Below are 25,368 nucleotides of genomic sequence, written 5' to 3' on the forward strand. Positions count from 1 at the left end.
CCTATTCTTTTTCCTGGCCTGTCGGGAAAACTTTTCCTTCACAGCCGCCGCATGACGCACATCCGCCTTCTGCACATCCCTGTGCTTTCGGAACTTCTTTGCCTTTTGCTGCCATCTTCTTCATGATCTTGCTGCGTGCTGCAACAAGGAACGCAAGTACCAGGAATGCACCAGGTGCAAGAATAAAGATGGTGACCGGCTCATAGAAACTCGGCATGATCTGGATTCCGAAGATTTTTCCGGATCCGATCAGTTCACGCACGATTGCGATACAGGTAAGACCAAATGTAAATCCAAGTCCCATTCCGATACCGTCAAAGATAGACGGAAGTACCGGATTCTTGGAAGCATAACTTTCTGCACGTCCCAGAATGATACAGTTTACTACGATCAGCGGGATATAGATTCCAAGCGAATCATACAGTGAAGGAACAAAGCCCTGCAGAAGGAACTGCACCATTGTTACAAATGATGCCACAATTACGATAAATGCAGGCATTCTGACTGAATCCGGAATTACTTTTCGGAGCATGGAAATCAGCATGTTCGAGAGTACCAGTACAACCGTAGTGGAAAGTCCCATTCCGATACCGTTGATCGCAGAAGTCGTTACCGCAAGTGTCGGACACATACCAAGCATCATGACGAAGGTCGGATTTTCTTTAATTAAACCATTATATAATCTTTCGGTACAACTATTCATTTCCACTACCTCCTAACGCATTCTGAAAATAACCAAGTGCTGTGTTGACGGCTCCGGTCACGGCACGGCTGGTGATCGTTGCACCACTGAGTGCATCAATCGGCTCACTCTCTCCGCCATCCTTGGCAACATAGAACTTGTCTGTCTTCTTCTCTGCATACTGATTATAGAATTCCGGCTCTGTCGCACGCATACCGAGACCTGCCGTCTCACCGATCGACAGAATGGAGATACCGTTCATGGTTCCGTCATTCATGATTCCAACAGAAATCTGAATATTTCCACCGTATCCGTCTTTATCTGTTGTAGTGATCACATATCCTGCTTCATCACCGCCCATTTTTGCCACATACACTTCATCGACCGTTGCATTGGTTCCCATGCTTTCTACCGCCTTCGCCGCCGCATCCGAATCAACTTCCACTTCTTCAAATGTATCTGCTTCCGGGAAAACCGTCTGGCAGGCTTCCTGCTTTGCATCAGCTTCTGCCTTTGCAATCGGATCTTTTGTTATTTCATATACCAGTCCGAGAGCCGTACCGGCAATCACGGTAATCGCGGTAAGGATCAATGTATTTTTTAATATTTTATTCATTATTTTTCTCCTCCTTTACCGAATGGTTTTGGAAGAGTAACTCTTTCGATCAGCGGAACCAAAAGGTTACTGAAGATGATCGCGTAGGATACGCCCTCTGCGGCCCCTCCGAACAAACGGAAGATTCCGGTCAGAACACCAAGAATGATTCCATATACGATCTGTCCCTTCTTCGTAATCGGCGATGTCACGTAATCGGTTGCCATGAACCACGCTCCAAGCATCAGACCGCCGCCGCAGAGCTGTGCTGTCATGTAAGGAATGTTGAAAAATCCGATTCCATCAACAAATCCGCCGAAAATTCCAATGAATAATGCAAATGTCACGATATAAGTTCCCGGAATACGAAGATCGATAATTCCCATAAGAATCAGAATAATCGCGCCAATCATAATTGCGATCACAGAAGTCTCACCGATCATTCCTCCGATCTTTCCAAGGAGCATATCCATGCTGTTCACTCCTGCCAGTGCACTGTTGCCTGCTTCCACATTTGCGCGGATAGCCGCAAGCGGTGTGGCACCTGAAATCCCGTCATATGTAAAGGATGTCATTCTGCCGGTAAAAGAAATCAGCAGGAAACATCTTGCAGCAAGTGCCGGGTTCATAAAGTTCTGTCCCAGTCCTCCAAACAGCTGCTTTACGACCAGGATTGCAAATACGCTTCCGAGAACTCCCATCCAAAGTGGTGCTGTCGGCGGAAGGTTCAGTGCAAGCAGAAGTCCTGTGACAACTGCACTGAAATCTTTGATCGTGATCGGTTTGTGCATCAGTTTCTCATAAATATATTCCGTAAGTACTGCTGCTGCTGTCGTCACGATCACAACAAGCCATGCATGTGTGTCACGGAAATTATAGATTCCAAAGGCGGTCGCCGGCAGAAGTGCGATTGCAACCCACATCATAATATTACTGGTCGTCGCTTTGGAACGAATATGTGGTGAAGATGAAATTTTCAATTGTTCACTCACTTTTGTTCACCTCTTCCTCTCTGTACTGTTCTATTTTTTCTTTTTATTTGCAAGTGCAGTCTTTCTCATGGAGCCGATTGCCTGCTTCAGATGGCGCTTTGCCGGACAGACATAACTGCATGAACCACATTCCACACATTCCAGTCCGTTCATCTTGACAAATCCTGCTTCATCATGACGTTCTGCAAGATCCGCAAGTCTGGACGGTATGATTCGGCTTGGGCAGGCCTCCACACATCTTCCGCAGTTGATACATGCGGTCGCCGTACTTGCAGATACTTCGTCTTTGGAAAGACAGAGAATAGAAGACGATGTTTTCGTAATCGGTGTGTCAAGCGTATACATGGCAAATCCCATCATCGGTCCGCCGGAAATCACCTTTTCGCATCCTTCCTTCAATCCGCCTGCTGCTTCTACCAATTCTCTCTGATTGGTACCAAAAAGGACTTTATAATTTCCCGGATTTGCAACGCCGTCACCACTCACGGTCACAACACGCTCCATAGACGGGATTCCCTTCACAACCGCGTTGTAAATACTGATGACAGTTTCTACATTGTCCACCACACATCCTGCGTCGGCCGGGAGCATCGTAGAGTTGATGGCGCGTCCAGTGGTTGCATAGATCAGCTGACGCTCTGCACCCTGCGGATATTTTGTCATCAATGTCTTTACTTCCATACGCGGTTCGTCTTTAACCAGTTCTTTGAGTTTTGCGATACAATCCGGTTTGTTATCTTCCACACCAAAAATACCTTTTGCATTGTCAAACAACTTGAGAATAACTTTCATGCCTTCTACCAGAAGTTCCGGAGTCTCCATCATCCTTCTGTAGTCTGCCGTGATATACGGTTCACATTCTGCACAGTTCGCTATGATGTAATCGATCTTGTCCGGTTCTTTCGGTGAGAGCTTCACACGGGTCGGGAATCCGGCCCCACCCATACCTACAATACCGGCATTCGCGATCATATTCAGAATCTCTTCTTTTGTCAGTTCTGAAAGTGGTTTTACCGGAGGATATTCCACCTCTTCATACTGACCATCATTTTCAATTACAATGCAATTCACTTTTGCACCGGTCGGGTTCACATGCGGCTCAATTGCTTTTACAGTTCCCGACACGGACGCATAAATCGGCGCAGATACAAATCCACCCGCTTCGGCAATCATCTGCCCTTTCAGGACATGATCGCCTTTTTTGACAACCGGGCTTGCCGGCGCCCCTATGTGTTGGGAAAGCGGATACACAAGATCGCCTTTCGGCAACAGTTCTACAATTTCCTTGTCCTTTGCAAAGCTTTTGCCGTCATTCGGATGAACTCCGCCTTTAAATGTCAAAAGTCCCATAATCAATTTCCTTCCTTCCTTATTTCTCCTTGTTGACTTGCTCTAACTATACCGAAAACTCAAGAACAATTCCAGTAAAATGCACAAATTTATTGTACATTTTGAGAAACATCTTGATGTTTTTTTAACATTTTATAGACGTAAAAAGAGACTGTTTCCAGTCTCTTTTTGTATAAAAATCCCATCATATTCACTTGAATTTTCTAAAATTCTATTCTTCAACCGGTGCTTCCGCTGCCTGCACTTCTGCATTCTCCAGTGCTTTCATGCTAAGGCTGATCTTCTTCTCAGCTTCATTCAAATCTACAACCTTAGCTGTAATCTCCTGACCAACAGAAAGAACATCAGACGGCTTCTCAACATGTGCTCTGGAAATCTGAGATACGTGAAGTAATGCATCTACACCAGGTGCCAGCTCTACAAATGCACCGAAATCAGTCATTCTTGCCACTTTTCCTGTCACTTCTTTGCCTACAGCATAATCTTCTGCTGCGTTTGCCCACGGATTGGTCTCCGGGAACTTCAGGCTGAGTGCGATCTTTGTATCGCGAATATCTTTCACAAGTACTTTCAGAGTCTCACCTACTGTAAATACTTTCTTCGGATTTTCTACTCTTCCCCAAGACATCTCAGAAATATGAAGCAATCCGTCCACTCCGCCGAGATCGATAAATGCACCGAAGTCTGTCACGTTTTTAACAGTACCCTCAACCGTATCGCCAACTTTCAGCTTTGCAAAGAGCTCTTTCTGCTTCTCAGCCTTCTCTGCTACGAGCAATTGTCTTCTATCACCGATGATACGATTTCTTCTCGGATTGAACTCGCTGATCACAAACTCAATCTCCTGATCCTGATACTTTGATAAATCTTTCTCATAAGTATCTGACACAAGACTTGCAGGAATAAATACTCTTGCTTCATCTACAACAACACTTAATCCGCCGCCAAGGATCTGTGTAACGGTTGCTTTCAGAACTTCTTTGTTCTCGAATGCTTCTTTTAATCTTTCATTGCCCTTCTCAGCTGCAAGTCTCTTGTATGTAAGAAGAACCTGTCCTTCTCCATCATTTACTTTCAGCACTTTTACAGTCATTGTGTCTCCAACAGATACAACTGTTGTAAGGTCTAATCCTGACTCATTCGTGTATTCACTTCTGGTGATGATACCGTCGGCCTTGTATCCGATATTCAGAATAATCTCGTCCGGTTTCACATCGATTACAGTGCCATCTACAACCTCTCCATTATGAATTGTTTTAAATGATTCTTCTAACATTTGTTCAAAAGTTAATTCTGACATTATTTTGAACCTCCTCAATTATATTGTTGGGCGTGGATGCCCCTGCTGTAATACCTACTGTTTCCACGGACCTTAATTGATTCGTATCCAAATCGCCAAGTGTCTGTATATAGTACGTATTGTTACATGCTTTTTTACATATTTCAAATAGCTTTTGGGTATTGGAACTATGCTTGTCACCGATTACAATCATAGCATCCACCTCTTCCGCAATGCTCCTGGCTTCTGTCTGACGCTCCTTCGTAGCATTGCAAATCGTATTTAAAACACTTATATCATAACCCTTTTCTGAAATAATTTCAACTAAATCTTTGAATTTATTGTAATTAAATGTCGTTTGTGCCACTACACAGACTTTCTGTCTACATGGTATCGCATTCCCACAAGAATTCAGCGAAAATTTTTGTGCTTCCTCCGCATTCTGAATCACGCTTACATTATCCTTAGCCCATCCGCGGATTCCCTGCACTTCCGGATGCTCTGGATCTCCGACAATCACAATATAGCTTCCTCTTTCACTTTCTTCTGATACAATTTTATGAATCCTTTTGACAAACGGACAGGTGGCATCCACATATGAAACTCCCCTCTTCTCCAGCATGTCACAAATTCTTTTGGGAACACCATGTGATCGTATGATCACAAGACCCTCTGTCAGTTTTTCCAGTTCTTCCTCACTTCGTATTACTTTTACCCCGCGTTCTTCCAAATCCTTCACAACTTCTTCATTATGGATAATCGGACCATATGTATATATCTGCTTTTCTGTTTCCAGTTCAAGCTGTTTATATACTGTTTCCACTGCCCGCTTTACTCCAAAACAGAAGCCGGCACTCTTCGCTGTTATTACTCTCATCTGACGATTTTCCTTTCTACATGAATTATTACAACTGCTTTTTCTCATATGCATGGTAACTAAAAATCCTGACAGATAGTTCTGCCAGGATTCCGACTCTTTTTTCTCAATGTTTTTTTACCAGTATCTTCTGTACCATGGATTTCCGTATACACTCTGGATTTTTACTACGTCTCCCGGTTCCGGTGCATGAATCATCTGACCGTTACCGATGTAGATTCCAACATGTCCGGAATAACATACAATATCACCCGGCAGCGGGCTGGAAACCGCTTTGCCGCCTGCCCCCTGATCACCTGATACTCTTGGAATCGAGATTCCAGCTACTCTGTGGCAGTACTGGGTAAGTCCGGAACAGTCAAGGCCGACACCCGGGCTTGTCCCGCCCCACACATACGGCGTTCCAAGCTGACTGTATGCCGCGTTCACGATTACCTGTGCCACACTGGTATCGCCCGTTCCGCCTCCGCTTGTACTGCTGCTTCCGCCATTGTTCGACGGGGTACTCGGCTTCGAAGTATTATTGTTACTATTATTGTTACTATTATTGTTACTATTATTATTGTTACTATTATTATTGTTCGTATTATTATTACTGTTATTCTTGTTGCTGTTATTCTTCTCAGCAGCAGCTGCTGCTTCCGCCGCCTCACGTTCTTTGCGTGCCTTTTCTTCTGCTTCCTTAGCCGCAGCTTCTACTGCCGCCTGGAATTGCGCATCGAGATCTGCAACCTCTTCTTTCTTCTCTTCCAGAGTCGCATTCAAGGATTCCTTCTTAGCCGTAAATTCTTCCTGTGTCGCCTCGAGCTCCTTCTGCTCTTCTTCAAGCTGTTCCTTCAAATCAGCAATCTTTTCTTTTGTCTCAACATATTCATTGAGCTGATCTCTGTCATATTTATGTACATTCTGAATATACTCAGCCTGACTCAGCATCTCACCGATGCTTCCGGAAGTAAATATCTTCTCCAGCACTGTATTATTGCCTTCTTCGTACATATACTTGATACGAAGCTTCATGGCCTCATACTGTTCTTTCTCTTTTTCCTCAGCTTCCGCCAGATCTTCAGTCGCCTGTGTGATCTGTTCTCCGGTTGCAATCAGCTGGCGTTCCAGATCATTAATCTCTGTAAGCACTTCAGTCAACTGGCTCTGAAGAGAATTGACCTGACTCTGTACCGAATCTCTCTGTTCCTTAATCGTATCCGCATCCGGAGCAGCGCCCACGGTTGTTACAATACAAGAACTCACAACAAGCGATGCTACGAGTGTACGAAAAAATTTATTCTTCATATTGTTACCCACCTTATTCTATTAAAATCTAAAATTTATACCCCATACGAATTAAGCATACACTAAACGACACATATTTTCAAGGCTTTTCGTATCAGAGTATCTCAGTTTCTTAAAACTTCCTTAATTATTCTTTTAATCAAAACTATTATATAGCAACTCTCAAAGATTTGCAATATTTTTTAACATTTATGTAACATTTTTATAAAGCATTTATATAAAGAAAAAGAGAGACCTGTTTTTACTCAAGTCTCTCTCCTATTTTATTGTACATAAAGATTCGTATATCGCATCAGATCCAGATCCACCTGGCAGGCCGCTTCGCGGCCTTCCCGGATTGCCCAGACAACCAGAGACTGCCCGCGATGCATATCTCCAGCTGTAAATACATTTTTCACATTCGTTTTGTATTCTCCCGGCTCAGTCTTGACATTCGTTCTTTCATTGACTTCGACGCCAAATGCTTTGGTTACGTAATCCTGGCTCCCCAGAAATCCTGCCGCGATCAGGACAAGATCTACTTCGACCGTGTATTCACTTCCTGCGACCTCCGCCATCATCATCCGCCCGGTCTTTTCATCTTTTTTGCTTTCCAGCTTTACAAGAACAGCTTTACAAAGATTTCCGTTTTTATCTTTAATAAATTCTTTGACTGTTGTCTGATAGATTCTCGGATCATTTCCCCAGACAGCTGCAGCCTCCTCCTGACCGTAATCCGTCTTGCAGATTCTCGGCCACTCCGGCCACGGATTACTCTCCGCTCTCTCATCCGGGAGTTTCGGCATCATCTCGACCTGAAGCACAGATTTGGCACCATGGCGCACAGCAGTACCAACACAGTCATTTCCGGTATCCCCGCCGCCAATGACCATAACTTTCTTGCCCTTTGCAGAAATGTATTCTCCCTCTTTCAGCTTCATACCATGATTCCACAGGCATTTCGTTGTGGATTTCAGGAAATCTACAGCAAAATAAATTCCTTTTGCATCTCTTCCCGGCACTTTGATATCTCTTGGATTTGAAGCTCCACAGGCAAGTACAACGCGGTCATAATTTTTCAAAATCTCAGATGCTTTCACTGTTTTTCCCACATCGCATCCCGTTTTGAAAATGACGCCTTCCTCTTCCATCACTGCAACCTTTCGATCAATCACCTGCTTTTCCAGTTTCATATTCGGAATTCCATAACGAAGCAAACCGCCTATTTTATCTTCTCTTTCAAATACGGTAACGGTATGACCGCGACGGTTCAGCTGATCCGCAACCGCAAGTCCGGAAGGCCCCGAACCGATCACAGCCACCTTTTTCCCGGTACGTACTTTCGGCGGGCGCGCTTTTGCGTATCCCTTTTCATAGGCATTTTCAATGATTCCATATTCATTTGCTTTCGTAGTTACTGCATCTCCATGAAGGCCGCAGGTACATGCCGCCTCACAAAGTGCCGGACACACTCTGGATGTAAATTCCGGGAAATTATTGGTTTTCACCAATCGATAATATGCTTTCTCCCAGTTCCCGTGATAGATCAGATCATTCCATTCCGGCACCAGATTATGAAGCGGACATCCACTTGCCATCCCCATAATCATCTGCCCTGACTGGCAGAAAGGAACGCCGCATGACATGCATCTTGCTCCCTGAATTTCCTGTTCCTCCTTAGACAGAGGCGTGTGGAACTCACAAAAATGTTTGATTCTGCTCATCGGCGACTCACATTTCTGGTCGCATCTCTCATAATCCATAAATCCTGTTGCTTTTCCCACTGTTTTCGCCCCCTATCTTCCATTTTTAATCGCATAAAATGCTTCAATTTTTGCCTGTTCACTACTGAATCCTTTTTCTTCCATCTGGAGAATCATAGTCAGCATCTTTTCATAATCATGTGGAATGACTTTCTTGAATTTCGGAAGATATTCTTTAAAATGCTCCAGAATCTTTCTTCCCATTTCCGAATTTGTATTTGCCACATGCTCCTCGATCATTTCCTTGAGTTCAGAAACATCTGCTTTCGAGGTAATATGCTCAATATTTACCATCTCTTTATTTACTTTGGTGTAAAGGTCACTGTTTTCATCCAATACATATGCCACACCACCGCTCATGCCGGCCGCAAAATTCTTTCCGGTCTGTCCAAGAATCACCACACGTCCGCCGGTCATGTATTCACATCCATGATCACCGACACCTTCTACCACTGCAGTTGCACCGGAATTTCTTACGCAGAAACGTTCTCCCGCAAGTCCGTTTATAAATGCTTTTCCACTGGTGGCACCATAAAGTGCAACGTTACCTATTATAATATTCTCATTTGCCTTGAACTTCGCTTCCTTCGGTGGATAAACGATCAGTTTACCTCCGGACAGCCCTTTTCCGAAATAATCATTACTGTCACCAGTCAACTGAAGCGTCAGCCCTGACGGTATAAATGCGCCAAATGACTGTCCGCCGGCTCCGTGACACTTGATTACATAACTGTCTTCCGGGAGTCCCTCCGGATAATGTCTGGTGATCTCTGAGCCAAAAATGGTTCCAAAGGTACGGTTTACATTGGACACTTCAAGTTCCAGGGTTCTCTTTTCCTTCTTTTCCAGAGACGGCAGAAGTTCTTTTACAAGCACCTTCATATCCATCGTCTTTTCCAGTTCAAAGTCGTACTTTTTCTTCGGATTGAAGATCATGCCGCTTTTTTCTTTCGCGTATGGATTGTAAAGGATCCTTGACAGATCCAGCGTAGCCGCACGCGCAGAAGTGGGAACGTCTCTTACTTTCAGGAGATCGGTGCGTCCTACCAGTTCATCTACTTTACGCACTCCCAGTTTTGCCATGTATTCCCGAAGCTCTTCCGCGATGAAACGCATGAAATTGATCACATACTCCGGCTTTCCTGCGAATCGTTTCCGCAGCTCCGGATTCTGGGTTGCAATGCCGACCGGACAGGTATCCAGGTTACATACTCTCATCATAACGCATCCCATTGTTACCAGCGGTGCCGTTGCAAATCCGAATTCTTCAGCACCAAGAAGTGCTGCGATCGCCACATCACGCCCGCTCATTAATTTTCCGTCTGTCTCAATCCGTACACGTTCACGAAGACCGTTCTGGATCAGGGTCTGATGTGTTTCTGCGAGTCCCAGTTCCCACGGAAGTCCTGCATTATGGATGGAACTTCTCGGCGCCGCTCCGGTTCCTCCGTCATATCCGGAAATCAGGATCAGCCCTGCTCCCGCTTTTGCAACGCCGGCAGCGACCGTACCTACCCCTGCTTCGGATACCAGTTTTACAGAAATTCTCGCATCCTTATTGGCATTTTTACAGTCATAAATAAGCTGTGCCAGATCCTCGATGGAATATATATCATGATGCGGCGGCGGTGAGATCAGTCCCACTCCCGGTGTAGAATGCCTGGTTTTGGCAATCCACGGATATACTTTTCCACCCGGAAGATGTCCGCCTTCTCCAGGTTTTGCCCCCTGTGCCATCTTGATCTGAATTTCTTTGGCGCTGACCAGATAACGGGAAGTTACACCGAACCTTCCACTTGCGACCTGCTTGATTGCAGAACATTTATCGCTGTCCAGACGTTCGATATCTTCTCCGCCTTCTCCACTGTTTGATTTACCATGAAGAGCGTTCATAGCAAGTGCCAGCGTCTCATGTGCTTCTTTGGAAATGGATCCATAGGACATCGCACCGGTCTTAAAGCGCTTCACGATTTCATCCACACTTTCTACTTCTTCCAGCGGAACTCCTTTCTTTGGGAAATTAAAATCCATCTGTCCACGTAAGGTGATACCACGTGACTCTTCGTCTACCATTTCCGTATACTGCTTGAACATCTGATAGTCTCCACGTTTTGTGGACTGCTGCAGCATATGAATCGTGCGTGGATTATACAGATGCTTCTCCCCTCCGCTCTTGGATTTATGCTGTCCTACACTGTTCAAAGTCAGATCTACATCCAGCCCCAATGGATCAAATGCAGCAAAGTGTCTTGCCATATAATCCTGCGCGATTTCTTCAATTCCGATACCGCCCACACGGCTGACAGTTCCGGTAAAATATTTATCAATGAACTGCGCCTTCAGACCGATTGCCTCAAAGATCATAGATCCCTGGTAAGACTGGATCGTAGAGATTCCCATCTTGGACGCAATCTTGATAATACCGCTGATCACTGCCTCATTATAATCATTTACCGCAGCATAATAATCTTTCTGAAGCATTCCTTCGTCAATCAGCTGGCGGATCGATTCATGGGCAAGATACGGATTGATTGCAGAGGCTCCATAACCCAGCAGGGTTGCAAAATGATGTACCTCTCTCGGCTCACCGGTTTCCATGATTACAGCAACACTCGTACGCTTCTTAGTACGCACCAGATGCTGATGCACTGCGGAAGTAGCCAAAAGTGAAGGCATAGCAATATGGTATTCATCTACACCACGATCACTTAAGATCAGGATATTCGCGCCGTCACGGATTGCACGATCCACCTGGATAAACAAATAATCAATCGCTTTTTCCAGGCTGGAATTTTTAAAATACGTGGTCGAAATTTCCACCACTTTAAAGCCTTCCACTTTCATATTTTTAATTTTCAGAAGATCCGTATTTGTGAGGATCGGATCATTGATCTTCAGGACATGACAGTTTTCTTCCTTCTCTTCCAGAAGGTTCCCGTCCCTGCCGACATAGACGCTGGTTGATGTCACTACTTTTTCGCGGATCGCATCAATCGGCGGATTGGTTACCTGTGCAAAAATCTGTTTAAAATATCCAAACAAGGACTGATGTTTCTCGGAGAGGACTGCCAGTGGTGCATCAATTCCCATTGCACCGATACTTTCACTTCCGTTTTTCGCCATATTCAGCACAGAAGAATTTACTTCTTCATAAGAATATCCAAATGCTTTCTGAAGCTTCTGGCATTCTTCTTTCGTATATTCCGGAACCTTCAGATTTGGAATCTTCAGATCTTTCAGACAAACAAGATTATTGTCAAGCCATTCACCATAAGGCTGTGATGCTGCATATCCTTCTTTCAGTTCATCGTCATCGATCACTTTACCCTGAACCGTATCTACAAGTAGCATTTTACCAGGATGGATTCGCTCCTTGACTACGATCTTCTCCGGCGGGATATCCAGCACGCCAACTTCAGAAGAAAGGATCAGCGTATCATCATCGGTGATATAGTATCGGGATGGTCTAAGTCCATTTCTATCCAAAACCGCACCCATACAGTCTCCATCGGAGAAAAGGATCGATGCAGGTCCGTCCCAAGGTTCCATCATCGTCGCATAATATTGATAAAAATCCTTCTTTTTCTGAGACATCGTTCGGTTGTTCGCCCATGGCTCCGGAATCGAGATCATAACCGCAAGCGGGAGAGGCATCCCGCTCATTACCATGAACTCCAAAGCGTTATCTAACATGGCAGAATCTGATCCCGCAATATTGATCGCAGGAAGAACCTTATAGAGCTCTCCTTTGAGGTATTCAGATTCCATATTTTCTTCTCTGGCGCGCATCTTATCTGCATTTCCACGTATCGTGTTGATCTCTCCGTTATGCACTATGAATCGGTTCGGATGTGCCCGCTCCCAGCTCGGATTCGTATTGGTACTGAAACGGGAATGTACCACCGCGATCGCAGATTCATAATCCGGATCCTGAAGATCTTCAAAGAATCGCCGCAGCTGTTTGACCAGGAACATTCCTTTGTAGACGATCGTCCTGCTGGAAAGGGATGCCACATATGTATCATCACTGCTCTGCTCAAACACACGCCTTACCACATACAGACGGCGGTCAAAGTCCAGACCTTTCTCAATCTTCTCCGGGCGCTCAATGAACCCCTGCATAATGCACGGCATACACTCAACTGCCTTTTTCCCGAGAATTTCCTGATGAATCGGGACCTCTCTCCATCCAAGAAACTTCAGGCCTTCTCTTCTTGCAATGACTTCAAAAATATTCTTTGCCTGGTTTCTCTTCAGTTCATCCTGAGGGAAGAAAAACATACCTACACCATAATCTCTCTCAGAACCTAAAAAGATGCCGAGGGGTTCACAGACCTTGGAGAAAAACTTATGTGAAATCTGTAACAGAATTCCAACTCCGTCTCCGGTCTTCCCTTCGGCATCCTTGCCAGCTCTATGTTCTAGGTTTTCAACTATCTTCAGCGCATTGGCGACTGTCTCATGGCTTTTCCTTCCCTTGATATTCACAACTGCTCCAATTCCGCAGTTGTCATGCTCAAAATCCGGGCTGTACAAACCATCCTGCATATTCATTTTTTGACTACTCATATATCCTGCCCTTTCTGAAATCATGTTACTTTTTCTGGTTACATTTTATATTTCACCACTATACAACATTTATTTCAAAAAGTAAATAGGAAATTCATGAGAATTTCATTACTGCACTTTCATAAAGTACTCCTTTATTTCGGATGCAGCCCCTTTTAATGACCCTTGAACCATCTCCGGTTTTCCTCCGCCTCTTCCTTCAAATGCCTGATTCAGCTCTTTTCCAAGAGGCCGGACATCCTCCGTGCGGCTTCCGATCACATAGCGGTATCCAACATCATCTGTCCCGGCAAATACTCCGCATACTTTCACATTGCGGTCCAGAACCAGATTCATCAGTTCACGCGGTTCACTGCCCTCCAGACCAGATTCAAACAGGCAGACACACGCTTTTCCTTCTTCTATGCCGGTTACTTTCCCTGCAAGCATCTCCCGTCTGGCTTCTATCAGTTTCATCTTCCATGCATTCGTCTCTTCTTTCAACTCCTCAACTGCATCTGCTATCAATTCCTCCTTGGAGGACAAGCTGAACATGATCGCTTTTACACTGTCTTCTTTCGCCTGATAATCTGCCAGTGCACGTCTTCCGCAAACCACCGTAAGCCGAACTCCTCCTTTGTAGTTCTGGACACTAATCAGTTTGATCAGACCGATCTCACCGGTATTATCCACATGCGGTGCGCAGCAGGCACACATATCATACCCCGGTATTCGCACAATACGGACCTGACCCTCGATCTCGATCTTGCTCCGGTATTCCAAAGATGCAAGCTCATCTTTTGACGGGTATAACACCTCGACCGGAATGCAGGCAAATACAGCCTCATTCGCCGCATTTTCAATCTCTCTGACTTCTTCCTTTGTCATTGGGCCATTCAGATCCAGCGTACATATCTCATCACTGAGGTGAAATCCCACATTATCATATCCAAATCTTTTATGGATCAAACCGGACAGAATATGCTCCCCTGTATGCTGCTGCATCCTGGTGAACCTCTGTTTCCAGTCGATCCTTCCCTTTACTTCACTGCCCGGCTCAATGTAGCCTTCAGCTTTATGAAAAATGCTTCCGTTTTTTTCCTGAACATCTACGATTCTTATATCTTCCAAAAATCCGGTATCGGCAGACTGTCCGCCTCCCTCAGGGAAAAAGGCAGTTCTGTCAAGAACCACCTCATAATTTTCCCCGGACTTTTCGCAGGAAATGACCTTCGCATCAAATTCAGCCATATGACTGTCTTCATAATATAATCTCTCTGTCATCATCCTTATGTTCCTTCTTTCGTATTTATTCAAGCCACCTTACGAATAGTTTTATTCTATTTTACATCCTCTCCGGTGCTTCAAATCCCAGCAGATCGATACAGGTATTCAGAATATCTCTTGTCAGTTTCAAAAGCCCAATATAACTCTTCTGTTTTGCCTTATCCTCTTCTGCCAGAATTTTTGTTTCATGGTAGAAACGATTAAATGCATTTGCCAAATCATAGATATACGCGCAGATCTTATGCGGCGCAAGCTCCTGATATGCTGTTTCCATCACACTTCCAAATTTGGCAGCCTCCAGCATCAGAGCCTTCTCACTCTCACTTCCGGCGCCAAGAATCCTCGTATCATCCAGCGTATTTCCATTTTCTTTGTATTTATTTAAAATCGACTTGATCCGGACGATCGTATAGAGAATGTACGGACCGGTATTTCCTTCAAATGAAGTGAAACGATCCACGTCAAAAATATAATCCTTCGCAGCCTGATTGGAAAGATCTCCGTATTTAATCGCAGACATTCCCACGATCTTCGCTGTTTTCTCCGCTTCCTCTTCTGCAACAGTACGATTGTCGGTAATCTTCTCATACATCTTATCCGTAATATCTTTGATCAGATGTTCCAGACGCATCACGCCGCCTTCTCTGGTCTTGAACGGCTTTCCATCTTTTCCGTTCATCGTTCCGAAGCCAAGGAACGTAAGCTTTGTATCCTCGCGCACGATTCCGGTCTTCTTCGCGCAGCGGAATACCTGGATAAAATGAAGTTCCTGACGCTTGTCAACCACATAGATCACTTCATCCGGATGATAAAGTTCTTCTCTTTCAACCAGCGTTGCAAGGTCTGTGGTATCATAAAGCGCGGCACCGTCTGATTTCAGAATCATACACGGAGGGATCTCCTTCGTATCTGTTTCTTCCTTTACGTCCACCACAAGTGCTCCCTCATCCAGATGTGCATATCCTTCATCCTTCAGGCGCTGCACCATATCCGGAATATATTTTTGCGCATCTGCCTCGCCCTTCCACAGGTCAAATTCCACATTCAGATTCGCATAATTCTTCTTAAGATCTGCTACAGATACATTCATAATATGATTCCAGATTGCACGGTATCCTCTTTTCCCGTTCTGCAGCTGGAAAGTAGCCTCCAGAGCCTCCTCACGATAGTCTTCATGCTCCTTGGCATATGCGGATGCAGCAGGATAGATTTCCTCCAGATCACCGATCGTAAACGGCGGTTCTTCCGGATATTCTCCGGTAAACGCATCGTCAAAATACGGCAGATTTGGCTGACGCTTTCTAAGCTCTGTAATAATCAATCCCATCTGATATCCCCAGTCACCAAGGTGAATATCTCCGGTCACACGATTCCCCATGAAGCGGGTAATTCTCTTAATACTTTCGCCGATGATCGCAGAACGAAGATGTCCTACATGCAGCGGTTTTGCTACATTCGGTCCGCCGTAATCGATCAGGATCGTCTTCGGATTTTTCTCTTCTTCCACGCCAAATTTATCATCTTTTGCCATTTCATTCAAATATCCGGCAATATAATCCGGATTCGTTTTCAGATTAATAAATCCCGGCTTCACAGCCTCTGCCTCGCGAATGCTTCCATCACCTGTAATCTTTGCCACAACCTCTTCCGCGATCATGATCGGTGCTTTGTGGTACTTTTTAGCTCCGGCCATCGCCCCGTTGCACTGGTATTCGCAAAGATCCGGCCGATTGGACAGCGTCACTTTCGCCAGTTCTTTTTCATATCCGGCCTCCTCAAACGCCTGTTCCAGTTCCTCTGTTATAAGATCCAGGATTTTCTTCATACTCTTCTTCCTCTCTGTCTTTCAAATCTGTTTCAAAACCAGTTTTTATTATAAGGGAATCTTCTCCCGTGCGCAATATTTTATTTCAGCACGCTTTGTAAATCCCCCAGTGCCTGCGCCAGCATTTCATCCGAATGTACAGCACGGGCGTAAGATTCTTCGATCTGCCTGAATAGTCCCCGTACATCTTCATGCTGCGTGATATGTGCGATGTATTTCTGGATCTCTTCATCTACGCTTGCACTGATTTTAATTGTTCCGTCCTCTTCCCTCTCTATATAGAGCGTTCCCAGCCCCGGAACCGGCGTATAGATATCTCGGATCTTCATCTCATAGGTCGCATATACCACATAGGTATTTTCATATTGCCCGTTTTTCATATACAGATAAAGGTTCTCGTAATTCTCGACATAATCTGCATTTTCTCCAATCCGGGCATAGTACTTTTCCACCGCCTGATTCACATCTTCCATCCTGCTCTCACGAAGTGGATTCGTCTCCATCTCTTCGCATCCTTGAACGCTCACGATCGCGGGAACCGGAATCACCTGCGGTTCTTCCTCATACGTCAGAAAAAACACGGTCATCATCCCTGCCAGTCCAAGAAGCAATATCCCAACGATCACATTCGCCCGCTGATGCTTCCAGTACCAGAGACAGAGATTCCTCACTTTTTCCGCCATATCAGAAACCTCCTTGTTCTCCCCCATGATAACGCGGCAGATTTTCTGCGTCAATAGCGAAAAATTGAAAGTTTTGTCAGATGCAAAAATGCGGCATCACTATTACAAAAAACAGCAGAAATACATGTAACAAATCATGTACTCCTGCCGTTCTCTTATACGTCCCTGATCAGAATCGAACTGACGCACCCGCCTCCGGAGGGCGGTGCTCTATCCACTGAGCTACAGAGACAATAATTAATATAGCACTATTATCTCTAAAAATCAAGTGAAAAATCATAATCTATTCTGACCAGATTCACAGTTATCTTATATTTCGTTAGAAAATGACCCTCTTTTCTTTACGAATATATCGATAGACCGTATTGGACAGTATCTCTTCTTGTTCCACTTCCGTCTGATTGATCTCCTCAACCATATTCTCAAGCTGAAGCCGATTCATTCCAATGCTTTCCGGAACTACAATCAGTTCATGAATACTGCTGGGAAGGATATAGAAGTCTTCTCCGATAAGAGCAGCAACTTTCTCCCAGGTGTCCGGATACAACATGACTGCTGCACCCAGATTGCGTGTCTGGTTCGTCACTACGTACATGGTGTCCGCAAGAATACCAAGATCCATCGGAAGCAGTTTCGGCGTGTTCTCTTTCGCAAGCCGGCTGATTTCTTCCTTCGTGACATTCCACCGAAGCATATGCTCACTGCGAATCAGAATCGTTGCCGGTCCGAATCCGGTATGATCCAGAAGAATATAAAAAACAACTGCAAGATCCAGATATTCCTCATAAGGAATCTCTCGAAGCAGTTCCAGATTGGATTCCTTATGAATCAGTTTATAAACAATTTTGTCTTTTATATTCTCAAATTTTAAAATATTGTTATATGGATAGGAATTTTTCAAACTGATCTTTTCATAGATTGAGTGAATTGTCTGTGCCATTTCCTGGACTGAGGCACCTTCGAGATACTGTTCATAGAATTCTTCCAGATAGATCGTCGGAGCAATGTTGACATCTTTTTTTATAAACACAAGCCCGGTTCTTAGGGCACTGTTATTCTTAATTGCTGTGTGAATCTCCACCGCCACATCCGGCTCCATCTGTCCTCTGACTTCTCTGTGCATTGCTTTTACAAAATCCGTATATTCCATACGTTCTCCTTTCCTAAAATCTGAAACTCTGCGCAGCCGTCAAAGAAAACATCATCTGAATGAGAATACCTGATTTACAGGTATGTGAGTTGATTATACGTTTCCTTTCTTCCTTTTTCAAGTACTATTTTTCATGAGCCCCAAAGGCTTTGACAAGAAAAAATGCCGGAACTACGGGATTTATCCGTAATTCCGGCATATACATTCTTATGATTTTTGTGAAAAATGCCAGACACTCATATCTGTACTTTCTATCCTTCAACCTATGCTCTGGATAAATACTCTCCTGTACGAGTATCAATCTTAATTCTTTCACCCTGATCGACAAACAACGGAACCATAACCTGTGCACCAGTCTCAACGGTAGCCGGTTTCGTAGCACCCGTAGCAGTATTTCCCTTTACGCCTGGCTCTGTCTCTGTAATCTCAAGTTCTACAGTAAACGGCGGCTCAATTGCGAAAGGACTTCCCTGATAAGAGCTGATCGTAACGTTCTCATTCTCTTTCACAAACTTCATGGAATCGCCAACAGTTTCTGCGTTAATGGCAATCTGATCATAGGTCTCGTTGTCCATAAAATAATACAAATCTCCGTCGTTGTAGAGATACTGCATATTCTTTCTCTCGATAAATGCTTCCTCAAATGTCTCTGTCGGACGGAATGTTCTTTCTACCACACCGCCATTGATGATGTTTTTAAGCTTCGTACGAACGAAAGCTGCACCTTTTCCTGGTTTTACATGTAAGAACTCAAGTACCTGATATACATTGCCTTCAATTTCCAGCGTCATACCATTTCTGAATTCACCAGCTGATTTTACTGCCATTGTATACTTCCTCCTTAATATATGCTCTACGGCATTCCTTTTTCATCTTAAATCATTCACTTTAATAATTCTATAATAAATCTCTGTATTTTTCAACCGAAACTTTTGTATTTTTATGAACAGTTGCAACTTTTACATATTTTCATGCAGTACTTTCAGAATTTTACTCAGATCCCTTGCGTTCATCTGCCCGGGTGCCGATGCCTTTCCTGCTGTACCGAATGTCATAGCTGAACCGGACATTTCTCCGCAGATCCGGCTGATACCACCTATGCCTCCCATGGACATCGAAACGATCGGACGATCGGCGTACTTTTCGTGCATCTCAACCGTTGCTTCCATAAGGGTCATAACATCTCCCCTGCTTTGTGGCATAACAGCGATCTTCAGGATATCTGCTCCCGCTTCCTGCATGGCACAGAGTCTCCGAACGATCTCATCCTTCTTTGGTGTCTTTTCGAAATCATGGTTGGATGCAATAACCTTTCCATGACACCGGTGAATTTCTTCAATCAGGCCCGGAACCAGATCTGCGTCCAGAAACGCTTCCACATCGATCAGATCTGCATCTTTCGTTTTTGCTGCTTCTGAATTCAGCATCGCATACATTTCCGGTGTGATATCCTTCTCTCCTCCTTCTTTTGCTGTTCGTATTGTAAAAAGGAGCGGTGTTTCGTTCAGTATTGCACGAAGTTCCTTCAAAACTTCTTTCACCTTCTCCACATCAAATACGTCCTCATACCAGTCTGCTCTCCACTCCGCGATATCTGCCGGGACTTCTGAAAGCTTTCCGGCTTCACCCAGTATCTCCTCCTTCGTTTTCCCGACGATCGGCACACATATTTTAGGGATTCCTTCTCCGATTCTTATATTTCTGATTTCAAGCGGCTTCATTCTTCTCCCTCCTGTCACACACAAATATATCACAGAATGACAATTCGGGCAACCTGACTCTCACTCACTTGGAAACCTCCTCTTTGTAGCATTTCTCCACATAATCTGCAAAATGCTTTACAATAGGAGCTAAATACTTGTTCTTCATTATCGCCATATAAACAAACCGTTCGTAAGAAGGTTCTTTGATTTCCAATACATCCACAGCCAGACTTTTTAAAAGCGGTATTTCCGGCATTACAGCAATTCCAAATCCCTGTGCCACAAGACCTGCCATAGAATTGTCTTCCAGTATTTCGTAAGCTATCTCCGGCATTCCACTCGATTTTTCAAAAAGATCATCAATAATCAGACGAAGTCCACAGGATTTCGGGAAACAGATATGCGGATATTTCACTGTCTCTGCCAGTGTGATCGCTCCTCTGCCGGCCAATTCATGATCTTTGGGTACAACAACCACTAATTTTTCCATACCTACAGGTATGAAAACAACTTCCGGTTCATCTTCTTTACCCGAGCAAAGTGCAAGATCATACTTTTCTTCTTTTAGTCCCTTGATAATATCTGTCGTACTGCCTGCATGAAAATGGAACTCCACATCCCATCCTTCATGCCGATTTAAAAAACCTCCGACCAGCTGTGGTACAAAAACACTTCCAAGTGTATAAATGTACGCCAAATCAATCATTCCACTCGTTTCACTTGTGAGAGCCTTCATCTTTTTGACTCCTGAATCCAGAATAGAAAGCGATTCCTGCACATATTCGCGAAATACTTTTCCATACTTTGTCAGGGCAACATTTCTTCCGCGCTTTTCAAAAAGAGTGGTTCCCAGTTCCTGTTCCAGCATACTGATGGCATGGCTTAAACTCGGCTGCGTAATGGAAAGCATCTCAGCTGCCTTTGTGTAGTGTTCCACCTGAGCCAGAGTTGCAAAATAATACAACTGATTTAAATTCATAAACCCTACCACCTTTCCTTTTTATTTTACAATAACATAAATTATAGAAAAATACTATAAAAATTATACATATTGTCTATATTATTTTTGTAACATACGAAGGCCGTATTTTATCCGGTGAAACTTCAGTTCTGGTAGAGTAGGCGGATGAACCTTTCATCCGCCCCTCATTTAGCACCCTGTATTACTACAACGCACCGAGTTTAGCTACACGGCTCACTGGCGATTACCGTGACCGGACTTGCACCGGCAAGTGTGGTCCTGCTTCGCTGGACACACACAACAAAAGAGCCTGCTTCCTGCAGACTCCTTTGCTGTTTTCTATTATCTGTTTCTTTTTTTGTCTCTTTTATAAAAATATAGAACAATTTTTTCAAGATAACGTTTCAGAACAATCTGAATTTCTTCTTTTGGATGTATCGGCTTCACAAGTATGCTTTCGATTCCGGTGCGTTTTGCTCCCCATACATCTGTAAATAACTGATCTCCGATGAAAATGGTATTCTTCTCATCCGTGCTCATCAGTTCCATTGCTTTCTTGTAATTCTTTGTAGAAGGTTTATGCGCATTATAGACATATTTACTTCCCACTTTCTCCGCAAAAGGCTTCACTCTCGGCTCTTGATTATTCGAAATCAGACAAGTATCAAATCCAATCCTTCTCAGCGTTTCAAACAGTCGGATAGCTCGCTGGTCGGCCGGTGCGCCGTGAGGAACCAGTGTGTTATCAATATCAAAAATCAGCCCCCGGTAACCCTCTGTATATAACTTGTCAAAATCAATCACATAAGTGGATGCCACATAATCATCCGGGTAAAACATATTAAACATCTTTCTCATCCATTTCCTTCAATTTCTGCATCATCTCTTCACAGATCTCTGAAACACGTTTCTGGTCCGTGCTTACAACGATATCTGAAGCTGCTTCGTATTTGGGTCTTCGCACTTCCATCAGGCCGCCGACATAATCTACATCTTTGTGCCCATTCAAAAGGGGACGGTCATCACTGTCTTTCACGCGCTCCAGAATCGTCTCCGGGGCTGCCGTAAGTAGAACAACTCTTCCATTTTTCTTCATCTCTTTCACGTTGCGGTCTCTCATGGCAACACCGCCGCCACAGGAAATAACTTTGTTCGTCTGAGACTGCATCTCAATCAGAAGATTCGTCTCCAGATTGCGAAAATATTCTTCTCCGTGTACGGCAAAAATATCGGATATACTCATCTTCTCACGCTCTGCGATCACCTGATCCATCTCGATCACTTCCATACCATACTCTTTATTCAGGTAAGCGGAAACTGTACTTTTCCCTGCGCCCATAAATCCAATCAAAACAATATTATAATCCAACATTTTTTTATTCATATTCTTCATTGTATTCCTCATTTCCTGTCTTGTACCACTGTACATATGTATGGATTCAGTATAACAGAATTTATTATTTCTTATCAACCCAAATATCTTATTATTCTTCTTTCGGAGTTGCAAGCGCAGTCTTCACATCAAGCTTAAACTGTTCCCATGCATCTTCATTTTCCACAAAATATTTCGGACAGTTTTTCCCGGTCACATCATAATGTCGGATCACGTCATTTTCATCCAACCCGAACTTCTCGCAGAGCCACGCCGTGAGCTGTACCATGGAACGATATGTCTTCTCATTGAACATCCCGCTCTCATCGGAATGGCAGCATTCGATCGAAACTGTATCTGCATTTCGCGAATTTGAGGCATAAGCCACTTCCCAGGTCGGGATACACTGCACGATTTCTCCATCCAATCCAACGATGAAATGACTGCTTGCCTTCGTGGTATGCGTATCTTTGAGGCCCTCAAAATAGTCTCTGTTCTGCATGGCCGTTGCACCGGGATTTGCCGTATAGTGGATCACAATTCCCTGGATCTCTCCCGTCTCCGTCCCCGGTCTGGAGTATTCATTTACAGTCAAAAGTTCCACATCAATATCCGGTTTTGTCGCATCGATTTTTGCATCCTCTTTTTCCCAGTACTTCCCGGAGCGGATACATCCTGCAATTCGTATCACAGAAAGAATCAAAATCAGTAAAACAAGGATAACTACGCCCAGCTTCAGATAGTGCCGCAGCCGAATCTGCTGCTTCTTTGTATATCCTCTTTCTCTGTTCCTGTATATCTTCTCTTTTCTTCTTCTCTTTCGCCTCTTGCCGAACATTCCTGCCCCTACCTTTTTTCTATAGCTTCATTCTTTTATTTTACCATATTTCCTTCGAACAAAAGCAGAATATTTCATTATTTTTTTCTTAAGCCTTTGAAGCACAGACATAAAAGATGCCCCGGCATCACCGAGGCATCTCATTTTATTCATCTACACTGTAGTTCGGAGCTTCTTTAGTAATATGGATATCATGTGGATGACTTTCCTTTAATGAAGCCGAAGAAATCTTCACAAATCTTCCGGTCGTCTTCAGTGTCTCGATATCCGCAGCACCACAGTATCCCATACCGGAACGCAGACCGCCCATAAGCTGGAATACGGTGTCTTCTACAGAACCTTTATACGCCACACGTCCTTCTACTCCCTCCGGAACCAGCTTTTTAGCATCCGTCTGGAAGTATCTGTCCTTGCTTCCGTTTTCCATAGCAGCAATAGAACCCATGCCGCGGTATACTTTATATTTTCTTCCCTGATATAATTCGAATGTTCCCGGGCTTTCATCGCATCCTGCAAAGATACTTCCCATCATACATACATTCGCACCTGCCGCAATTGCCTTTGTCATATCTCCTGAGTACTTGATACCACCATCAGCAATGATCGGAACCCCATATTCTTTTGCAGCTTCATAGCAATCCATAACCGCTGTGATCTGCGGTACACCGATACCTGCAACGACACGTGTAGTACAGATTGATCCAGGACCGATACCTACTTTGACAGCGTCGGCTCCTGCTTCGATCAGAGCTCTTGTTGCTTCGCCTGTAGCTACATTTCCCGCAATAACCTGAAGTTCCGGGAATGCCTCTTTGATCATCTTGACAGTCCGGATCACGTTTGCAGAATGTCCATGCGCAGAATCCAGCACGACAACATCAACATGTGCCTTCACGAGTGCTTCCGCTCTTTCCAGACAGTTTGCAGTAATACCAATCGCTGCTCCGCAAAGAAGACGTCCTTTGGCATCTTTCGCAGAAAGCGGATACTTGATCTGCTTCTCAATATCTTTAATCGTGATCAGGCCTTTCAGATTGAAATCCTTATCCACGATCGGAAGCTTCTCCTTGCGTGCTTTCGCAAGAATCTTTTTAGCCTCTTCCAGGGTAATGCCCTCCGGTGCTGTGATCAGCCCTTCCGAAGTCATGGATTCTTTAATCTTCTTGGAAAAATCCTCTTCAAACTTCAAATCACGGTTGGTAATGATACCTACCAGCTTTCTTCCTTCTGTGATCGGCACACCTGAAATGCGGAACTTCGCCATCAGATCATTAGCATCCGCAAGTGTATGTTCTGGTGAGAGATAAAATGGATCCGTGATTACTCCATATTCAGATCTCTTAACTTTGTCTACTTCTTCTGCCTGCTGTTCAATCGACATATTCTTATGAATAATACCAATACCACCCTGACGAGCCATCGCAATCGCCATTCTATGTTCCGTAACAGTATCCATACCGGCACTCATCATTGGTATATTCAGCTTAATCTTGTTTGTCAGATAGGTTGACAAATCGACCTGATTCGGAATCACTTCTGAATACCCAGGTACTAAGAGTACGTCATCAAATGTAATTCCTTCTCCGATAATCTTTCCCATTATCCTTTTCCTCTCTTTCGCTTCTTTTGTTGTGATTTAACTGCTATCATACAATACATGTTACACTTGTGTCAACCCTAAACAAAAACTTTTCTAGGTGCAAGCATCTTCATTCCTTCCAGAATCGTTGAATTCGGTTCAAAAACCACTCTCTTCTTTTCACCCTTCTGAACGATCACCATCTCGTACTGCTTTGCATCCCGGTTTCCAGAGCTGAAATCCACTGTCTTAAGTCCCTGATACGGTCTAAGTTCTGCTGAACCTGCCTGTGCAAGAACTTCCATCTCATTTAATTCCATCGTGAAAACCTTTTTTCTGCGGGACTTTGCCATAATCTTGTCGATATCAAGAGCGCCGTTGACAAACAGATATTCAAATTCCACATCCATACTGCGGAATAAGAAAACGTCCAGACAAATCAAAATAATTGGTGCAATGATAGCAACCGGAATGATCAAAACAAGCCCAACTGAAGCAACCGTAAGCAAAATCAGTGCTGCTTTTGCAAGAATCGTGCTTGCGGGGGCGTTCCGCTTCACAAGTTGTTCGGTATAATAATCACCCATATCTTACCTCCAAATTTCCTTTTGTATA

The 25,368-nt window shown here is 44.1% G+C and carries 20 protein-coding genes, 1 tRNA gene and 1 pseudogene; all 22 read right to left on the reverse strand.

The window, feature by feature from the left end; all coding sequences use genetic code 11:
- Nucleotide 1: 1 nt before the first annotated feature.
- A complete protein-coding gene (gene rsxE, locus ACTNBF_RS03100; RefSeq protein WP_441024509.1) occupies nucleotides 2-703 on the reverse strand; it encodes an electron transport complex subunit RsxE in 702 nt (233 codons plus the stop codon).
- Nucleotides 696-1,298, reverse strand: a complete 603-nt coding sequence (locus ACTNBF_RS03105) for an RnfABCDGE type electron transport complex subunit G (RefSeq protein ID WP_441024508.1) — start codon at nucleotides 1,296-1,298, stop codon at nucleotides 696-698. Before ACTNBF_RS03105 ends, rsxE begins: the two co-directional genes overlap by 8 nt.
- On the reverse strand, nucleotides 1,298-2,269 hold the full coding sequence (locus tag ACTNBF_RS03110; RefSeq protein ID WP_441024507.1) for an RnfABCDGE type electron transport complex subunit D: 972 nt from the start codon (nucleotides 2,267-2,269) through the stop codon (nucleotides 1,298-1,300). Before ACTNBF_RS03110 ends, ACTNBF_RS03105 begins: the two co-directional genes overlap by 1 nt.
- A 30-nt stretch (nucleotides 2,270-2,299) precedes the next feature.
- A complete protein-coding gene (gene rsxC / locus ACTNBF_RS03115; RefSeq protein WP_441088732.1) occupies nucleotides 2,300-3,619 on the reverse strand; it encodes an electron transport complex subunit RsxC in 1,320 nt (439 codons plus the stop codon).
- Nucleotides 3,620-3,830: 211 nt separating this feature from the next.
- A complete protein-coding gene (rpsA, locus tag ACTNBF_RS03120; protein ID WP_427819218.1) occupies nucleotides 3,831-4,919 on the reverse strand; it encodes a 30S ribosomal protein S1 in 1,089 nt (362 codons plus the stop codon).
- Nucleotides 4,900-5,775 carry a 4-hydroxy-3-methylbut-2-enyl diphosphate reductase gene (gene ispH / locus ACTNBF_RS03125; protein WP_427806374.1) on the reverse strand — a complete coding sequence of 292 codons (876 nt, stop codon included), beginning with the start codon at nucleotides 5,773-5,775 and terminating at the stop codon, nucleotides 4,900-4,902. The genes rpsA and ispH overlap by 20 nt, the downstream gene beginning before the upstream one ends.
- 117 nt (nucleotides 5,776-5,892) lie before the next feature.
- Entirely contained in the window at nucleotides 5,893-7,065 is a 1,173-nt protein-coding gene (locus ACTNBF_RS03130; RefSeq protein ID WP_441088733.1) for an NlpC/P60 family protein, read from the reverse strand.
- 263 nt (nucleotides 7,066-7,328) lie between these two features.
- Complete coding sequence (locus tag ACTNBF_RS03135) at nucleotides 7,329-8,828, reverse strand: glutamate synthase subunit beta (protein ID WP_441024504.1); 1,500 nt, start codon at nucleotides 8,826-8,828, stop codon at nucleotides 7,329-7,331.
- A 12-nt stretch (nucleotides 8,829-8,840) separates the two neighbouring features.
- Nucleotides 8,841-13,376 carry a glutamate synthase large subunit gene (gltB, locus tag ACTNBF_RS03140; protein ID WP_441088734.1) on the reverse strand — a complete coding sequence of 1,512 codons (4,536 nt, stop codon included), beginning with the start codon at nucleotides 13,374-13,376 and terminating at the stop codon, nucleotides 8,841-8,843.
- A 108-nt stretch (nucleotides 13,377-13,484) separates the two neighbouring features.
- Nucleotides 13,485-14,639 (reverse strand): alanyl-tRNA editing protein, encoded by a 1,155-nt coding sequence (locus ACTNBF_RS03145; protein WP_441088789.1) that lies wholly within the window; start codon nucleotides 14,637-14,639, stop codon nucleotides 13,485-13,487.
- 61 nt (nucleotides 14,640-14,700) lie between these two features.
- Entirely contained in the window at nucleotides 14,701-16,467 is a 1,767-nt protein-coding gene (gene argS / locus ACTNBF_RS03150; RefSeq protein ID WP_427806378.1) for an arginine--tRNA ligase, read from the reverse strand.
- Nucleotides 16,468-16,547: 80 nt separating this feature from the next.
- Nucleotides 16,548-17,150 carry a hypothetical protein gene (locus ACTNBF_RS03155; protein WP_427806379.1) on the reverse strand — a complete coding sequence of 201 codons (603 nt, stop codon included), beginning with the start codon at nucleotides 17,148-17,150 and terminating at the stop codon, nucleotides 16,548-16,550.
- Nucleotides 17,151-17,310: 160 nt separating this feature from the next.
- Nucleotides 17,311-17,382: transfer RNA gene (locus ACTNBF_RS03160), tRNA-Arg, on the reverse strand.
- Between the two features lie 87 nt (nucleotides 17,383-17,469).
- Complete coding sequence (locus tag ACTNBF_RS03165) at nucleotides 17,470-18,300, reverse strand: DUF5688 family protein (protein ID WP_427806380.1); 831 nt, start codon at nucleotides 18,298-18,300, stop codon at nucleotides 17,470-17,472.
- A gap of 263 nt (nucleotides 18,301-18,563) precedes the next feature.
- Entirely contained in the window at nucleotides 18,564-19,127 is a 564-nt protein-coding gene (gene efp / locus ACTNBF_RS03170) for an elongation factor P (protein WP_427806381.1), read from the reverse strand.
- 132 nt (nucleotides 19,128-19,259) lie between these two features.
- Nucleotides 19,260-20,021 carry a type I 3-dehydroquinate dehydratase gene (gene aroD, locus ACTNBF_RS03175; RefSeq protein ID WP_427806382.1) on the reverse strand — a complete coding sequence of 254 codons (762 nt, stop codon included), beginning with the start codon at nucleotides 20,019-20,021 and terminating at the stop codon, nucleotides 19,260-19,262.
- Between the two features lie 64 nt (nucleotides 20,022-20,085).
- Entirely contained in the window at nucleotides 20,086-20,982 is an 897-nt protein-coding gene (locus ACTNBF_RS03180; protein WP_441088735.1) for a LysR family transcriptional regulator, read from the reverse strand.
- A 324-nt stretch (nucleotides 20,983-21,306) separates the two neighbouring features.
- Nucleotides 21,307-21,813 carry a YqeG family HAD IIIA-type phosphatase gene (locus ACTNBF_RS03185; RefSeq protein ID WP_427806485.1) on the reverse strand — a complete coding sequence of 169 codons (507 nt, stop codon included), beginning with the start codon at nucleotides 21,811-21,813 and terminating at the stop codon, nucleotides 21,307-21,309.
- Nucleotides 21,806-22,363 (reverse strand): annotated as a pseudogene (locus ACTNBF_RS03190) (shikimate kinase); the annotation flags it as partial. The gene ACTNBF_RS03185 and the pseudogene ACTNBF_RS03190, both read right to left, overlap by 8 nt.
- Before the next feature lie 85 nt (nucleotides 22,364-22,448).
- Complete coding sequence (locus ACTNBF_RS03195; protein ID WP_441024503.1) at nucleotides 22,449-23,174, reverse strand: peptidoglycan recognition protein family protein; 726 nt, start codon at nucleotides 23,172-23,174, stop codon at nucleotides 22,449-22,451.
- Nucleotides 23,175-23,319: 145 nt separating this feature from the next.
- Nucleotides 23,320-24,774, reverse strand: a complete 1,455-nt coding sequence (guaB, locus tag ACTNBF_RS03200; RefSeq protein ID WP_427806385.1) for an IMP dehydrogenase — start codon at nucleotides 24,772-24,774, stop codon at nucleotides 23,320-23,322.
- A 77-nt stretch (nucleotides 24,775-24,851) separates the two neighbouring features.
- Nucleotides 24,852-25,340 carry a DUF6106 family protein gene (locus tag ACTNBF_RS03205; RefSeq protein WP_427806386.1) on the reverse strand — a complete coding sequence of 163 codons (489 nt, stop codon included), beginning with the start codon at nucleotides 25,338-25,340 and terminating at the stop codon, nucleotides 24,852-24,854.
- Nucleotides 25,341-25,368 lie beyond the last annotated feature (28 nt).

Origin of the sequence: Bariatricus sp. HCP28S3_A4 (assembly GCF_052066395.1) — a bacterium.
Lineage (GTDB): Bacteria > Bacillota > Clostridia > Lachnospirales > Lachnospiraceae > Allocoprococcus.

Bases quoted from the DNA above. Each gene is read 5' to 3' on its own strand.
- ispH (WP_427806374.1), bottom strand. From the start codon at position 5,775: ATGAGAGTAATAACAGCGAAGAGTGCCGGCTTCTGTTTTGGAGTAAAG.
- ACTNBF_RS03180 (WP_441088735.1), bottom strand. From the start codon at position 20,982: ATGAATTTAAATCAGTTGTATTATTTTGCAACTCTGGCTCAGGTGGAA.
- ACTNBF_RS03145 (WP_441088789.1), bottom strand. From the start codon at position 14,639: ATGACAGAGAGATTATATTATGAAGACAGTCATATGGCTGAATTTGAT.
- guaB (WP_427806385.1), bottom strand. From the start codon at position 24,774: ATGGGAAAGATTATCGGAGAAGGAATTACATTTGATGACGTACTCTTA.
- rsxC (WP_441088732.1), bottom strand. From the start codon at position 3,619: ATGGGACTTTTGACATTTAAAGGCGGAGTTCATCCGAATGACGGCAAA.
- gltB (WP_441088734.1), bottom strand. From the start codon at position 13,376: ATGAGTAGTCAAAAAATGAATATGCAGGATGGTTTGTACAGCCCGGAT.
- ACTNBF_RS03130 (WP_441088733.1), bottom strand. From the start codon at position 7,065: ATGAAGAATAAATTTTTTCGTACACTCGTAGCATCGCTTGTTGTGAGT.
- rpsA (WP_427819218.1), bottom strand. From the start codon at position 4,919: ATGTCAGAATTAACTTTTGAACAAATGTTAGAAGAATCATTTAAAACA.
- ACTNBF_RS03165 (WP_427806380.1), bottom strand. From the start codon at position 18,300: ATGGAATATACGGATTTTGTAAAAGCAATGCACAGAGAAGTCAGAGGA.
- ACTNBF_RS03185 (WP_427806485.1), bottom strand. From the start codon at position 21,813: ATGTTTAATATGTTTTACCCGGATGATTATGTGGCATCCACTTATGTG.
- argS (WP_427806378.1), bottom strand. From the start codon at position 16,467: ATGAAGAAAATCCTGGATCTTATAACAGAGGAACTGGAACAGGCGTTT.
- ACTNBF_RS03155 (WP_427806379.1), bottom strand. From the start codon at position 17,150: ATGGCGGAAAAAGTGAGGAATCTCTGTCTCTGGTACTGGAAGCATCAG.
- aroD (WP_427806382.1), bottom strand. From the start codon at position 20,021: ATGAAGCCGCTTGAAATCAGAAATATAAGAATCGGAGAAGGAATCCCT.
- rsxE (WP_441024509.1), bottom strand. From the start codon at position 703: ATGAATAGTTGTACCGAAAGATTATATAATGGTTTAATTAAAGAAAAT.
- ACTNBF_RS03205 (WP_427806386.1), bottom strand. From the start codon at position 25,340: ATGGGTGATTATTATACCGAACAACTTGTGAAGCGGAACGCCCCCGCA.
- ACTNBF_RS03105 (WP_441024508.1), bottom strand. From the start codon at position 1,298: ATGAATAAAATATTAAAAAATACATTGATCCTTACCGCGATTACCGTG.
- ACTNBF_RS03195 (WP_441024503.1), bottom strand. From the start codon at position 23,174: ATGTTCGGCAAGAGGCGAAAGAGAAGAAGAAAAGAGAAGATATACAGG.
- efp (WP_427806381.1), bottom strand. From the start codon at position 19,127: ATGGCAGTAAAATCAGCTGGTGAATTCAGAAATGGTATGACGCTGGAA.